General features: G+C 56.0%; 10 protein-coding genes. 8 read left to right on the plus strand and 2 right to left on the minus strand.

Features of this window, described 5'->3' with window-relative positions; genetic code table 11:
• Positions 1-357: 357 nt before the first annotated feature.
• From AC2IAX_RS15325 to AC2IAX_RS15350, 6 genes are all read left to right on the plus strand, one after another.
• Positions 358-636, plus strand: a complete 279-nt coding sequence (locus tag AC2IAX_RS15325) for a 4a-hydroxytetrahydrobiopterin dehydratase (protein ID WP_494388244.1) — start codon at positions 358-360, stop codon at positions 634-636.
• A gap of 482 nt (positions 637-1,118) precedes the next feature.
• A complete protein-coding gene (locus tag AC2IAX_RS15330) occupies positions 1,119-2,936 on the plus strand; it encodes an HD-GYP domain-containing protein (RefSeq protein ID WP_494388245.1) in 1,818 nt (605 codons plus the stop codon).
• Between the two features lie 214 nt (positions 2,937-3,150).
• A complete protein-coding gene (locus tag AC2IAX_RS15335; RefSeq protein WP_494388246.1) occupies positions 3,151-4,863 on the plus strand; it encodes an iron uptake porin in 1,713 nt (570 codons plus the stop codon).
• Positions 4,864-5,201: 338 nt separating this feature from the next.
• Entirely contained in the window at positions 5,202-6,239 is a 1,038-nt protein-coding gene (gene glpX / locus AC2IAX_RS15340) for a class II fructose-bisphosphatase (RefSeq protein ID WP_494388247.1), read from the plus strand.
• Between the two features lie 480 nt (positions 6,240-6,719).
• The gene (locus AC2IAX_RS15345; protein WP_494388248.1) at positions 6,720-8,006 is read left to right on the plus strand and encodes a glutamyl-tRNA reductase; all 1,287 of its coding nucleotides are present in this window, start codon (positions 6,720-6,722) and stop codon (positions 8,004-8,006) included.
• Between the two features lie 1,345 nt (positions 8,007-9,351).
• Positions 9,352-10,356, plus strand: coding sequence for an ABC transporter ATP-binding protein (locus tag AC2IAX_RS15350; RefSeq protein WP_494388249.1), 1,005 nt, complete (start codon positions 9,352-9,354; stop codon positions 10,354-10,356).
• Here the strand turns inward: AC2IAX_RS15350 and AC2IAX_RS15355 are convergent.
• Complete coding sequence (locus AC2IAX_RS15355; RefSeq protein WP_494388250.1) at positions 10,298-11,131, minus strand: MBL fold metallo-hydrolase; 834 nt, start codon at positions 11,129-11,131, stop codon at positions 10,298-10,300. The two genes, AC2IAX_RS15350 and AC2IAX_RS15355, sit on opposite strands and share 59 nt — an antisense overlap.
• A 3-nt stretch (positions 11,132-11,134) precedes the next feature.
• On the opposite strand from AC2IAX_RS15355, the gene AC2IAX_RS15360 reads away from it, so the two are divergent.
• Together AC2IAX_RS15360 and AC2IAX_RS15365 are read left to right on the plus strand one after the other, a co-directional pair.
• The gene (locus AC2IAX_RS15360; RefSeq protein WP_494388251.1) at positions 11,135-12,655 is read left to right on the plus strand and encodes a site-2 protease family protein; all 1,521 of its coding nucleotides are present in this window, start codon (positions 11,135-11,137) and stop codon (positions 12,653-12,655) included.
• Positions 12,656-12,825: 170 nt separating this feature from the next.
• A complete protein-coding gene (locus AC2IAX_RS15365) occupies positions 12,826-14,481 on the plus strand; it encodes a tetratricopeptide repeat protein (RefSeq protein ID WP_494388252.1) in 1,656 nt (551 codons plus the stop codon).
• Here AC2IAX_RS15365 and AC2IAX_RS15370 read toward each other — a convergent pair.
• Entirely contained in the window at positions 14,478-15,107 is a 630-nt protein-coding gene (locus AC2IAX_RS15370; protein WP_099534740.1) for a precorrin-8X methylmutase, read from the minus strand. The genes AC2IAX_RS15365 and AC2IAX_RS15370 overlap by 4 nt on opposite strands.
• Between the last annotated feature and the right edge of the window lie 88 nt (positions 15,108-15,195).

A 15,195-nucleotide genomic window follows, 5' to 3' on the forward strand; every position in this document is an offset into this window, starting at 1 on the left:
AGTTCAAGCGCTACCCAGATTCGTTCATGATCAACTCAGGATCTGTTCTCAATCTGCCTTTAATGAATCTGCAACGAATCTGTCAATGATTTATAAATGGGGATCCGTCAACCGTGGGGATCTGTCAACTGTAGATCTGTCAATTAGCAAGTTCAGAAATTCTGCGCCAAACAGGGTTCTGAAAATCTCCAAAATCGATGGTGATCCAGCATTTTGGCTAAAGATTCCGCATTTAGTGCAAAGTGGTCGATCGATCTTCCTTCCCCAGGACGAATCCAGTAACTTTAATTCAAGACCTCACGTCAAAATCCTGGATCCGAGATCAGTTCAAAACCACTGCGGGGTGAAATCAAAAATATGGCGCTTCTAACTGCATCCGAAATTCAAGACCGCCTGACCGCTCTGCCCAACTGGACGGTAGAGGGAAGCACCATCGTTTGTTGTCGTCGGTTCGCGGACTTCATCACGGCGATCGCCTTTGTCAATCAGCTTGTGGAACCCGCCGAAGCGGCCAACCACCATCCCGATTTGGAAATCAGCTATAACAAAGTGACGATCACCCTCAGCACTCACGATGAAGGCGGCTTGACGGCCAAGGATTTTGATTTGGCTGCCAAGATTGATCAGTTAGGCTAAGAGGATGTTTGAAAAGTATTGCTTGGCACAGGTCAAGTAATAATCGTCGTCGGGGCAAGGGGCTTAAGCCCCTTGTCGTCGTCAGTGGGTAAAACCCACAAGCTAGCCATTGAGCTTTTCAGACATCCTCTAAGGATGAACGGAACGAGGACAAATTGCCGAGGTCAACCCGGCAAGAGGCTGAAAACAGGAGAATTGGGGAAAAACTGTCTGAAATTGCCTATTTCTCCAGCTAATCAGATACTCTTTCGCTGCAATCCTAAATTGATCATCTGCATTTTACTTCAGACTGGATTGCTAAGTTACTAGGCAGCACCAGTCCTATCATTTGTCATTCTTTGATGCATTATTCCTGCGATCTTGGTAAGTGTGTTTGACTGCAAGGTTTGACTGCAGATTGATGACCAGTCTCTGAGGGGGTTTTGCATCGTTTTCAACAACTAAACTTCCCTTCCCACCCTGTTATGCTATCGAGCGAATCGGTGAATTCAGTTTCTATTTGGGGCGAACGGGATTTCTTGCAGGAAGCAGCCAGCCAAGCTTCTTTGGTTGAAGAGTTGCTGGCGATCGCCACGGCCCTATCGGCGGTTAGCGACCTGGATGAATTGTTGGCGCTGATTCTCACCACTTGCCGAGAGCTGACTTGGAGTGATGCGGGTAGCGTCTATTTGATCGATCGCAGTGATGACACGCCCAAGCTAATTTTCAAAGTTGCCCAAAATGCCTCGCAGCCCAATGCCTCGTTTCGGGAATTCGCTATGCCCCTGGCCCGACGCAGCTTGGCGGGCTATGTGGCGCTCACGGGCAAAAGCCTGAGCATTCCCGATGCTTACTGCTTGCCAGCGGAGGTTCCCTACCAGTTCAATCACAACTTCGATAGCGGCTTTTCCTACCGAACCCGATCGGTGATTGTGGTGCCCATGCAAAACCTCAGCGGCGAAACGATCGGGGTGTTGCAATTGATTAATCGCAAAATTGATCCTCGGGCGATCGTGGATCCTTGGAATGCGATGGAGGTGACCCGTCCCTATACGGAATGGGAAGAGCGCGTGGTGCAGGCCCTGGCCAGTTTGGCGGCCATTTCGATCGAACGCAGCAATCTACAGGAAAGTATCGAAGCGCTGTTTGAGGGGTTTGTGCGGGCGGCGGTTCAGGCGATCGAGTCTCGAGATCCTTGCACCTCCGGCCATTCGGAGCGGGTGGCCACCTTGGCGGTGCGGTTGTGCGAAGTGGTGAACGAAATCCACACGGGCCCCTTGGCGGCCACCTACTTCACCCCTCGCCAAATTCAAGAAATTCGCTATGCCAGCCTGTTGCACGACTTTGGTAAGGTCTGTGTGCCCGAAGCGGTGTTGGTGAAACAGAAAAAGCTCTATCCCGATCAACTGGAGGTGATTCGTCACCGGTTTGCCCTGGCTCGGCGGACGCTGGAACTGGATTGCTTGCAGGTGAAGTATCGCTACTGGGTTGAGCACCCGGAATTATTAACGGCTTATCAAAGCCGATCGTCGGCTTCTGAGTCCCCGAATGGGGGGGCTAGTCCTGGGGTTTCTAAGCTGGCGGAGTCGAACGGCCATGGGTTAGCGGCTGCCAGGGTGTCCCCAGCTATGGCCCCCCAAACCCCTCATCAAACGATGGCCAGTGCGGTGGCGGTGAACCCACTCGATCGCCTGGACTCGGAGCTAACGGCGGCCTTGGATGAATTGGATCAATATTGGACATTACTCTTAGAAGCCAATGAGCCGCAGGTACTAGAAGCGGAACCGCTGGCCCAGCTTCAGGAATTGGCGAGTTACACCTACCGCGATGTGGATGGGCAACAAAAACCCCTGGTGACGGCGGCGGAAATTGAGCAGCTCACTGTTCCCCGAGGCACGTTGACCAGTGCGGAACGCAACGCGATTCAGTCCCATGTGACCCACACGTACCAATTCCTGAATCGCATTCCCTGGACGAGCTATCTGCGTCAAGTGCCAGAAATTGCCTATGGCCACCACGAAAAGCTGGACGGCTCGGGCTATCCCCGAGGACTTCAGGCGGGTGAAATTCCGATTCAAACGCGCATTATGTCGATCGCGGATGTTTACGATGCGTTGACGGCGGCCGATCGCCCCTACAAACGGGCAATTTCCACCAGTTCTGCCCTCACGATCCTGCGACAGGAGGCCCAAATTAATCGGCTGGATCCGGTGCTGGTGAGCCTATTTGAAGAAAAAACAGTTTACCAAGCGATCGGCCATGCGCTCGACCATCAATTGCTGCGGCCCCAGTCGGCGTTAGACGGCCCGTTCTGGAGCTAAAGGGGCCAGAAAACCCGCTCAGCCTCCTCAAAAAATTTTTTGAAAACTTTGGAAAGTCTTGCGATCGCACGCCCACAAACCGATTGGGATTTTCGGCAGCGGTCACTAATTTTCAGTGGTACTCTATAAAGGTGATATGGAAAATTCGGCCCGAATCGCCTTGCTGCGATTTTTCAGACCATCTTCCAGACAGGTGTGAGGATAGGAGAGCGTAATGTCAAAGTTGATTTGGAAAGCCCTGCTGGCTAGCCCGGCGATCCTGGGCGCTGCAGTTGTGGCAGCCTCGCCGGCTTCAGCCCAACAAGTTTCTTCAACCACCGTGCCGTCGGTGAGCGCTCTGGAAGCGACTGGCGACGGCTCGACCCTGAGCAACCTCGACCAGCTCAACCAGTATGGCCGCGAGGGCCGCGCTCGCCGTGCCAACAGCGCCGAGCAAGTGACCTCCGTGTCGCAATTGTCGGACGTGCAACCCACCGATTGGGCCTTCCAAGCCCTGCAATCGTTGGTTGAGCGTTACGGTTGCATCGCCGGTTACCCCGACGGAACCTACAAGGGCAACCGGGCCATGACTCGCTACGAGTTCGCGGCTGGTTTGAATGCTTGCCTCGATCGAATCCAAGAACTGCTCGTGACCAACGTGGCCGACTACGCCACCAAGGCCGATCTGGAAGTCCTGAAGAAATTGCAGGACATGTTCAAGACCGAGCTGGCCGCGCTGCGCGGTCGCGTAGACACCCTGGAAGGTCGGATTTCTTACCTGGAGAAAACCCAATTCTCCACCACCACCAAGCTGACCGGCGAAGCCATCATGATGCTGGCCGGTGCCACCTCGGCCAACCTGGATGATCTGGGTGATGCCTTCAATGGCAACAACGGTGACGATAACCAAGTGGTGTTCCAAAACCGTGTTCGCCTGAACTTCAACACCAGCTTCAGCGGCAAAGACCTGTTGATCACCCGCCTGCAAGTGGGTAACTCCAAGGGCTTCAACGGCGTGGCTGGCGAAACCGTGTTGACCAACCAAGTGTTTGGCGACACCGGCAACCAGTTCACCTTGGATACGCTGCAATACCAATTCCCGATCGGGGAAAAAGGCCGCGGTTACCTGATGGCCAACGCGGGCGTATGGGATGACATCTCCAACACCCTGAACCCCTACTTCGAAGACTACGACGGTGGTCGTGGTTCCCTGTCCACCTTCTCCCAACGCAGCCCCATCTACCGTCTGGGCGGTGGTGCTGGGATTGGCGTGAAGTATGACTTCAGCGAAAACTGGCAACTGTCGGCTGGTTACCTGGCCGGTGAAGCGGCTAACCCCCGCAGTGGCGACGGTGTGGGCGAAGGCGGCCTGTTCGACGGTCAATTCTCGGCCATGGCCCAGTTGACCTACACGAACGATGCCAAAACCTTTGGCTTGGGTCTGACCTATAACTACTCCTACTTTGGCGAAGGCGAATTCGGCTTTGATAACGCCGGTTTCGTCAGCGGCTTTACGGGCACTCTGGCGGCCAACGTGTTGCCCCAGCAGGATGCTGTAACCTCCAATTCGGTGGGTCTGCAAGGTTACTACCAATTCAGCCCCAAGGTGGCTCTGACCGGCTTCGTGGGCTACACGGGTGTTGACTCGAAGGGCGGCAGCTTTGATGATGCCGACATCTGGTACTACGCTTTGGGCTTGGCCCTGCCTGACCTCGGCAAGGAAGGGAACCTGGGTGGCATCTTTGTGGGTGCTCAGCCCTACCTGACCAACATTGATGACGATGATGTGGAGACCGATATCCCGCTGCAAGTGGAAGTGTTCTACAAGTACGCGGTGAACGACTGGATCTCGATCACCCCGGGTGTGATCTGGCAGATGAACCCGAACCAAGACAACGACAACGATGATGTCGTGATTGGCACGCTGCGGACAACCTTCGTGTTCTAGAACCCTTCACGCTAGTGCTTGCCCTAGCGCTGTTAAGGCTGATGGTGAATTCCCCTAGACCTGCGATCCTTGATCGGGGTCAGGGTCATTCACCGGACTGCTTCGGTGGTTAAGCCTTCCGTTGAAAAAGTCATTTCAGCCCCCTTTTAGCCCCACCTGTCACGGGTGGGGCTTTCGCTTTGTTAGAAGGCTATGGGGATCGATCCCAGTTCCCACAAATCTTTACAGCCGGGTTCTGGTAGAAGAGTTCGGCGCGATCGCCCCCCTTTGATAGACTAACTGAGCAAGCCCGAACGACTCTGGGGTTTCGTTGGCCAGCACTTGGGAAGGAGATTTTTGTGGAAACTACCCTCGGTTTAGAAATTATTGAGGTCGTCGAACAAGCAGCAATTGCGTCTGCTCGTTGGATGGGCAAAGGTGAAAAGAACACCGCTGACCAAGTGGCCGTGGAAGCCATGCGGGAGCGGATGAATAAGATCCATATGCGCGGCCGGATCGTGATCGGTGAAGGTGAGCGCGATGATGCGCCCATGCTGTTCATCGGTGAAGAGGTGGGGATCTGCGCAACGCCCGACGGTGCCCAGAGCTGCAACCCTGACGAGTTGGTAGAAATTGACATTGCTGTTGACCCCTGCGAGGGTACGAACTTGGTGGCCTATGGCCAAAACGGTTCGATGGCGGTGTTGGCGATCGCCGATAAGGGCGGTCTGTTTGCGGCTCCCGACTTCTACATGAAGAAGTTGGCAGCACCTCCGGCAGCCAAGGGCAAGGTGGACATTAACAAGTCGGCCACCGAAAACCTGAAGATCCTGTCGGAATGTTTGCACCGCTCGATCGAAGAGTTGGTGGTGATCGTGATGGATCGCCCCCGGCACAAAGATCTGATTGCTGAAATCCGGGAAGCCGGTGCGCGCGTTCGGTTGATCAGCGATGGCGACGTGTCAGCGGCTATCTGCTGTGCTTTCTCTGGGACGAACGTCCATGCCCTGATGGGGATTGGTGCGGCTCCCGAGGGTGTGATTTCCGCCGCCGCCATGCGCTGCGTCGATGGTCACTTCCAAGGTCAACTGATTTACGATCCCGAAATCGTGAAGACCGGCCTGATTGGCGAAAGCAAGGAGAAAAACCTGGAGCGCCTGACCAGCATGGGCATTACCGATCCCGATCGGGTGTACAACGCTGACGAGTTGGCTTCGGGCGAAAACGTCCTCTTCGCCGCCTGCGGGATCACCCCCGGTGTGCTGATGGAAGGCGTTCGCTTCTTTGGCGGTGGTGCGCGGACTCAAAGCTTGGTCATCTCCAGCCAGTCCCGCACGGTGCGCTTTGTGGACACCATTCACCAATTCGGTAAGCCCTCGGTTCTGCAACTGAAGTAGGGGCTGACGGTTTGTAGTGGCTTGCTGAGGTCGCTTTGGCGATCGCGGCAAGCCATTGCCATGTCTACAGGTTTCTGGGGTTGTGGAGTGGTGCTGCTGGGCCGATCGCGTCTCAGACTGCCAACCGCAAATCTTGGCCAAATGCCCATGGCCAGAAGATTGTTAACCGAAAACTAGAAATTGACGTTTTGTTGCATTCATGAAATCGATCGCCGTTTCGGTAGCCTTAGCCTCAGACCAAACTCCCCCAGCAATCGTTTGATCATTACTCAACCAGGGGGTATAAGCTAACCAGCGGTTGGCGATCGCTCCCCCCTTTTCTTAAAATCCCTGAACTAAAATCCCTGAAATTTGGCTAATCCCAACCCAGCTTGGCCCAATCAAGTGTCAAAGTTTCTATAGACCGATCGCCCGACGATTGGTAAATCCGTTAAAGTCGAACTTTCAACGCCGTTTGAGTACGTTTTAGCAAGAGGCCATATGAATATTGCTGTGATCGGACTGAGCCACAAGACGGCTCCGGTTGAAGTGCGCGAAAAATTGAGCATTCCCGAACCACAGGTCGAGGCAGCAATCGCCAGCTTAAGGAGTTGCTCCCATGTGGAAGAAGTGGCAATCCTCAGCACCTGCAACCGACTAGAACTCTATTGCGTTCTGAGTGAGGTCGATCGCGGCGTGCAAGAAGTGGTTGAAATCTTGGCAGAGCGCAGTAAGCTGCCCCTGGAAGCCTTGCGCCACCACCTGTTTGTTCTGTTGCGCCAGGATGCGGTGATGCATCTGATGCGAGTGGCGGCCGGCTTGGATAGTTTGGTGCTCGGCGAAGGTCAGATCCTCTCGCAGGTGAAAAACGCCTATAAACTCGGTCAGGACTACAAGGGAATTGCCCGCATCCTGAATCGATTGCTGAAACAGGCAATTACCGCCGGTAAGCGCGTCCGTACCGAAACCAGCATCGGCACGGGAGCCGTGTCCATCAGTTCCGCCGCCGTGGAATTGGCGCAACTGAAAGTGCCGGATCTGTCGCCCTGTCGCGTGGCCATTGTTGGGGCCGGCAAAATGTCTCGCCTGTTGGTGCAACATTTGCTCTCCAAGGGCGCGACCCAAATTTCGATCGTGAATCGATCGCTCGAACGGGCAGAAGAACTGGCTCGCCGTTTTCCGGATGCGAAGCTCAATCTGCACCCCCTGCCGAGCATGATGAGCACGATCGCCGCTTCAGACCTCGTGTTCACCAGCACCTCCGCCACGGAACCCATCCTCGATCGGGCCAAGCTGGAAGCCATCTTGCCCGAGAATCGATCGCTGATGCTCTTTGATATTTCCGTGCCCCGCAACATTGCCAGCGATGTGAATGAATTGCCCGGCGTGCAGGCCTTTGACGTGGACGACTTGAAAGAAGTGGTGGCCCAAAACCACGAAAGCCGCCGAAAAATGGCGATCGAAGCCGAAGCCCTGCTTGACGAAGAAGCCGAAGCCTTTGAAGCCTGGTTGCAATCCCTAGACACCGTTTCCACCATCGACAGCCTGCGCCGCAAAGTCGAAACCATCCGTACCCAAGAACTCGAAAAAGCCCTGTCTCGCCTGGGGTCAGAATTTGCCGAAAAGCACCAGGAAACGATCGAAGCCCTCACCCGTGGCATCGTCAACAAAATTCTGCACGATCCCATGGTGCAATTGCGGGCCCAGCAAGACATTGAAGCCCGCCAGCAGGCCATGCAAACCCTGCAAGTGCTGTTCAATCTGGAAACCGCCGACAGTGCCGCCTAGGTTGCCTCAGTCGCTGCCAGACCCTTAGAGGATGTTTAAAAAGTATTCTTTGGCACGGGCAAGCACCAATAGTCGTGGAAGGGGCTTGAGCATCTTGTCTAAGTCGATCACTGGGGCGTACAGAGTAGCAATTTTGGCTTTTCAGACATCCTCTTAGAAATGACGGGTGGCTTGAACAACCGCCCGTCATTCTGAATCGATGGTTTCTGAGACTATTCTTTCTGAGACTATTCAATAACAACGATCACGCTTACTGCCGTGCGATCGTTGTTATTGAATTGCTTCGCTCAAGGCATTACTTGGCTAAAGCGTTTCGCAACAAAGATACGAGTTGAGGCGTTTTTCAAGAACGGCTGCGGGCTGGCGCGATCGCGGTGTCTCGTCCAAATTCCCTGTTCATTGAGATTGTTGATCAAGCTGTCAATTGAAGCGGCTGACAGCTATTGCCGAAAGCTATTTCAGTTGCATTTGGTCAGAATTGATCAAATCACTACCTACAAGGTGATAACCCTTTTGGGAAGCCAACTCAACAATTTGTTGAATATTTAGGCTTCGTACCCAACTCATTTCCTCGTGGGTTAGGGTTTGGGATTGCAGGTAATGGATCATAGAAATAAGATCAATACCCAGATCGCTCATAAAGTGCATAATTTTGAAGCTCCTGCAAGATGGCTAGACATAACCTTCATGTCAGTTATGTTGAGGTACTTTAAAACGTCAAAAGCGGTTGGCTTGATGGGGTTTCAGGTCGCTCAACAGGGGTTAGAAAATGGCCCGGAGAGAGTTTGAGCAAGGGTCGCCAAGGGAGATCAGGTCTTGGCGTTGGCATGAGTGGTTGTTAAGGAAAGTAATGCGATTAATTTCAAAGATTGAAAAATTCTAACAAACAACAGCGCCTAAACGTGAAATTTTAGCACCCCCAAAGCAACCGCGACTGATATATTGCGAGTCTTTGAGCATTGCGGTTAATCTTTTTGGAAAAGTTTTACACTGCTCTTAGGAAAACTTCATCAAGAGTCTGTAAACATATTGTAATTGCCTCGTAAATATTTTGGAAATGCTCAGGCAGTATTCAGAGATTTATTCTCTGGCTGGATACTCAGATCGTGGCTGGTTGTGATGGCTAATGGTCTGGGTTATCTCAATTTCTGAATTGTGTGGTCACATGTCCAATTGAGCCATGAGTCATTGTCATCATCGGCTGTCATCGTGGGTTGTGACCGATGAACGCTAGGAGCGCCGATTGCTCAGTGGTTCCGCTTGTTGTAGCTTGGTTTGGCCTCTTTGAGCTTTGTGCTGGTTTGTGCGAGTTGAATCGGGTTTGTGCGAATACGGGAGAGCAACCATGGGGATGTTGGTAGCAGAGGGGCTGCAAAAGTCCTATCAAGTGGCCCTGAAGGCTCCGGGGCTGCAAGGGACGATCGCCCACTTTTGGCGACGACGCTACCGAACGATCGAGGCGGTGAAGTCCGTGTCGTTTTCGATCGCCCCCGGCGAGGTGGTGGGGTTTTTGGGGGCGAATGGGGCCGGCAAAACCACCACATTGAAAATGCTGGCGGGGCTGATTTATCCCTCCGGCGGTCGGGTGCGGGTGGCGGGCCATGAACCCTTTGCCAGAGAGTCGGCGTTCTTACATCAAATTGCCCTGGTGATGGGGCAAAAGCAACAATTAATTTGGGATTTGCCCGCTTGGGATTCGTTGCGAATTAACGGGGCGGTGTATGGCCTGAGCGATCGGGAACTGACCCAGCGGGTGGGCGAGCTGAGCGAACTGTTGGCGCTGGAGTCCAAACTGACGCAGCCGGTGCGTAAGCTGTCTTTGGGCGAGCGGATGAAGGCGGAGTTGCTGGCGGCGCTGCTCCATCGGCCGGCGGTGTTGTTTTTGGATGAGCCGACCTTGGGTTTGGATGTGAACGCCCAGGCTAACTTGCGGGACTTCTTGCGGGAATACAACGAGCGCTATGGGGCGACGATTTTGCTTACGTCCCACTACATGGGCGACATCACGGCCCTATGCGATCGCGTGTTGTTGATCCATGAGGGGTCGTCGATCTATGACGGCAGCCTTTCGGGGTTGGTCGATCGATTCGCACCCTACCGGGAAGTGCGGTTGGAGTTGGCCAAACCAATGACAACGGCCCAACTCCAAGATTTTGGGGAAGTGGTGGCGATCGAGGGGCGATCGGTTCAACTGTTGGTGCGGCGAGAGGTGCTGACCCCGACGATCGCCCGCTTGCTGGAGCAGCTACCGGTGCAAGACCTGAGCGTGACGGAACCCCCGATCGAGGACATTATTGGTCAGGTGTTTCGCTCAGGCTCGGCGACTGAAGCGCTACCGGATCCAGCCTAGCGGCCGCCAAGTTCAAGGTCGTGAGCCGTTCATAGGCGCGATCGACCGACAGGGCCCCGCGTAAAAACCCCACGCTCGCCCCCGGGCAACAATGGGCCAGGTCGGCCGGCGAAAAGCGATCGATCAAGGACTGAACCGATCGCAATTGGCGGAACCAATGGAAGGTTTTGGCGGTTTTGAGGGGCATCAACTCGCCCTGGGGCGTGGGCAACAGATGACGACCACTAAACAAAATGCCCCCCGCCCGATCGAGCCAAACGCAGGCCGAGCCGGGCGTGTGGCCGGGAGTCCAAATCACGCGCAGTTCTGGACTGAGGGTCATTTCTTCTCGAAACGGGGTCACTGGCAAATTGGGCAGCAGATAGGCCTCCTGCTCTTGCACTACCAATTCGCAGCGGGGGGCCGCGGATTGGGCGTTCGGTTCGCCCTCCTCAAGGGTTGCGGCCGGAGTGCTGAAGGCCCGATGCAAGGCCCGCACGGTTTGCAGGGGGCCAAAGGAACTGCGGTGGGTAAAAATCCACCAACGCACCCCCCCATGCTGGGCCAAAAAAGCCGCTGTTTCCTCGTGCCAAGGCGGACAATCGATCAGAATATTGCCTGGCAGACTATGGGCAGAGGGATGATCTGATGAATTGGCCGGTGGGCCATTATGGTCGGCCGAGTCAGCAGGGTTGATCGAGTTTCCTACAATGAAATAAGCAGTCCCGCCTAACGTGTCGCGGTTGGGCGGAAAGGCATAGATCGAATCGAAAACAGCCTGCGGTGGCTTGGGCATCAGATGATTGTTTGGCTAGTGTTGATCGGCATCGTTGCATATTTTATTGTCCGCCAGAGCGTTAGCGGCATCACACGCGCCTCCGTGTGGGTGTTGTGGTTGGTGATGATGGCTCCGGCCTTGATTTGGACGACTTGGACGCTGGCCAATGGCCCCGGCCAGCCCGTGCCGCCCTGGTTGGCCCTGCCGCCGTTTATTGCCTGTCCCTTGCTCTATGTGTGGTTGGTGCAACAGGGGCGATCGGCCCGGCCCCAACAGTCCACCCATGGGGATTTGGAATCCCCCATTTCGGTGCTGGCGGATCCCAGCAGTCCCGCCGAAGCCCTGGCCCTGGCCCAAGCCCTTGGCTCTGCCAAAATTTCGCCCCGCTTGCTCGATCGCACCGAGGAAGCCAGCCTGCAAGATTGCTTTCCCTGGTCGGTGTTTTATCTCAGCAGCGTGGAACATCGTCCCCAAGCAGCCCTTTGCTATGGGCAATTGCGAGCGGAACCGGCCCTGGCTTACCGGACAGTTTGCGACAAAATTCGCCAAAAGTTTAGCGATCGATTTCTGGTGATTTTCCAGGAAGGTCAAAACGGCAAGCCCTTCTTTGCCCTGGTTCCCAATCCCAAACGCACGCCCTTGGGTCAAGCCCTGAGCCAAGAGCCACCCCTCTGGAAGCAGGTGGTTTGGTCGGTGGGGTTGCTGGGGTTGTCGCTGCTGTCCATGACCCTGATGGGGGCGGAGATGCTGCGGAACCCGAAGCTAGATTTGGTGCGCGATTGGGCCTTTATTCAGTCCGGTGCGCCCTACGCGATCGGGTTGTTGTTGGTTTTGGGGGCCCATGAACTGGGGCACTACTGGGCCGCTAAGCGCCATCGGGTGTCTGTTTCCTTGCCGCTGTTTATTCCCATTCCAGCCCTGTTGGGAACGCTGGGCGCGTTCACCCCCCTGCGATCGCCCATGCCCCACCGCCGCGCCATGTTTGATGTGGGCTTTTGGGGGGCGATCGGGGGGTTGTTGGTGGCCCTGCCCCTGTTGATTTGGGGGCTAGCCCACTCCACGGTGGTGAATCCTTTGCCCGGCTCGGGGTTGCTGAATTGGCGTTCGATCGACCCCAGCTACTCGATCGCCCTGACCCTAATTAGTAAAGCCACCCTCGGCGCGGCCCTCGTTCCCGGCAAGGCGATCGCCCTCCACCCGATCGCCCTGGCGGGTTACATCGGCCTTTGGTTGGGGGCCTTTCATCTGTTGCCCCTTGGATCCTTAGATGGGGGGCGCATTGTCCGCGCCATGCTGGGAACCCAAGGAGCCATGTTGGTGGGCCACATCACCCGGTTTGCCGTGCTGGTTCTGGCCTTGGCCCGCAGCGAATTCCTGGCGCTGGCCCTGTTGGTTTTCTTTTTGCCCGCCATTAGCCAACCGGCCCTGGACGATGTGACCCCGCTGGACGATCGACGCGATGGATTGGGCTTTTTGGCCTTGGCCTTGTTGGTGTTGGTGGTGTTGCCTGCGCCGCGTTTGCTGCTGAGTTGGTTGAGCTAAGGGGTTGAGCTAAGGGGCCGCCAGGGTGCTGGATTGGCCACTGGCTGCCACACCCAATAGACTCCCGGATTTCGGCCGATCACCTCCGAAACAATAGCTAGTCACTCGGTCAGAGCCGAGGATCAACATCGACTCGCAATTGACTCGCAACGGGTTCGGAGGCTGTCTACATGAGTTCTTCCCGCAGCAATTTTGGTGCAACGGGCGATCGGGCCCGGGCAGTGGCCTGGGTTCCGGCCCTGGTGGCTCCTCTGGCCTTGGCGGCCAGCCCCGCCCAAGCCGTCACTCACACCACGACTCCGATTCCCTGCCCCGTGACCGAGGCGGGTCAAGCCCAGACCGCCTGTGCCACCTTAGTGGAACCCGAAGCCCCGATCGCCGCCGCCGAGGCCACCGACCGCGCCGATCTGGCCTTTGCCACGGCCAGCGCCAGCACCGGGGAAGCGATCGGTCTGGAGCGTACCCTTGGGGGCCTCAGTTGGTTGCTGATCGCTTTGGGAACGGCTCCCTTGGCCATGACAGCGGCCCTCTGGTTGGGGCGGCGCAAGGTGGTGAATCACTTGGTGCAGTCGGTACGCCACAGCCTGAAGGATTTGGGTGATTTGGAAGCTCGGGTGAAGGTGGCTCGCCATCGGGCCGATCGCAGTCTGCAAGACCTGCAAGACCAGGTGGAACGCACCAAGGTTTCGGCCGCCGCTTTGATTCATGAGTTGGAAACCCATGTGGCCGCCGTCAAGGGAACTGCAAACCAGGAGCTAACCCAGTTTCAGGAACGGTTGGCCAGCGATCGCCGGGTTTCGCGTCACCAAATTGCGGAACTGGAGAAGGAATTTATTTCCAATATGCAAATTTTGGCGGGTCAAGCCGATCGGCAAAAGGCGCACATCATCCAAGAATTTACGCAAAAAGCGCCTCAAGAATTGCTGGCCTTGATTCAGCCGCAAATTCAACAGGAATTGCGCACCTTGGTGGAACAGTTGGTGTCTTTGCAGATGCAACAGATGCCGATGTTGACCCCCACGGCGCTGCCGGTGAGTGCCAATAATATTGCCGATCGGGCTGAACAACTGTTCCGTAACGGCGATCCGGAAGGAGCCTTGACGGAATATGACAAGGCGATCGAGCAACAGCCGGACTGCTATGCCGCTTGGTGGGGGAAAGGGGTGGTTTTAGAAGCATTGCAGCGCTATCCAGCCGCGATCGCCGCCTATGATCGCGCCGTGCGCCTGAAGCCCGACAGCTACGAAAGTTGGCACAATCGCGGGTTAGTGCTGATGCGGCTGGGCAAGTTTGAAGAAGCCGCCACCTCCTACCACCAGGCGATCGCCTTGAATCCCAATCACCCGGAACTGTGGCTGCATCAGGGGTTAATCCTCAGTAAGTTGCAGCAAACCGATCAGGCCCTCAAGTCCTATAACCAAGCCATTTCCCTGAACCCCGATAGTCATGAAGCTTGGTATAACCGGGCCAATGCCCTGGCGCGGCTGCAACGGCCCCAAGAGGCCCTGCAAGCCTACGATCGGGCGATCGAGCTAAACGGCCAAAACGCCAGCGCTTGGCACAATCGCGGTATTATCCTCACCCAGTTGGGTCAGTTTGCCGCCGCCCTCAGCAGCTATGACCAGGCGATCGACCTCGATCGCAACGACCCGGAAACTTGGTACAGCCGGGGCAATGTGCTGGTTCGGTTAGACTGCTATCCCGAGGCGATCGAGTCCTATAACCAAGCGATCGCCCTCAATCCGCAGCATGAACGGGCCCAACGAAACCATAGCCTGCTGAGCGATCGCCTGGCCCAAGAGGCCGCCGCCCTGCAAACCGGTTAGCGCCCCTTTGCCTTGGGCCCGTAAGCCTGCCAAGCCAAGTCCACCAGTCCGCCCATGGCCGCGATCGCCACGATTGGGCTGCCCTTGCGACCTTCCACGCAAATGTGGGACACCTGGGCATCGCGCAATCGGGCCTTGGTGGTGTCCACTTCCACAAACCCGGCCGGGGTGGCAATCACCAGGGCCGGGTTAATTTCTTCCGCCTCAATCAGTTCAATCAGTGCCAGCAGGGCCGTTTGCGACTCGCCCACCAGAAAGATGGCCTCCGGGTAACGCCGGGCCAGGGTTTGAATTCCCCAAGCGGCCTTGGTCAGGGCCTGTTGTGGCCGCACGATTGCCTCCGTGGCACAAAACACCGGATTGGCAAAGGTGGCCTGAATGGCAGGGGCAATCCCCACCTGCACCATCGGCACATCCACAATCACCGTTGTCCGCGCCGCCAGGGCCGCCGCCCCCGCACTGAGCGATCGCTCGGAAAAACTCAGGCAACTGGCATAGTCAAAATCTGCGGTGGCATAGATCACCCGACGCACCATCTCGTATTCCGCTGGTGAGCGATCGCCCCGATCGCCCAACTCCCGATCGATCAGAGCCAGGCTCTGTGCGTCCGTGATATGCCACTCCATCATCAACAACTCGTGCCAACTCAGCTTGGGCGGGCCATGGCCCCAACCCTGCTCTAATTTCACCCACTAAAGACCCGGTGGCAACGAT

The sequence above is a fragment of the Limnothrix sp. HT2024 genome (assembly GCF_059138625.1).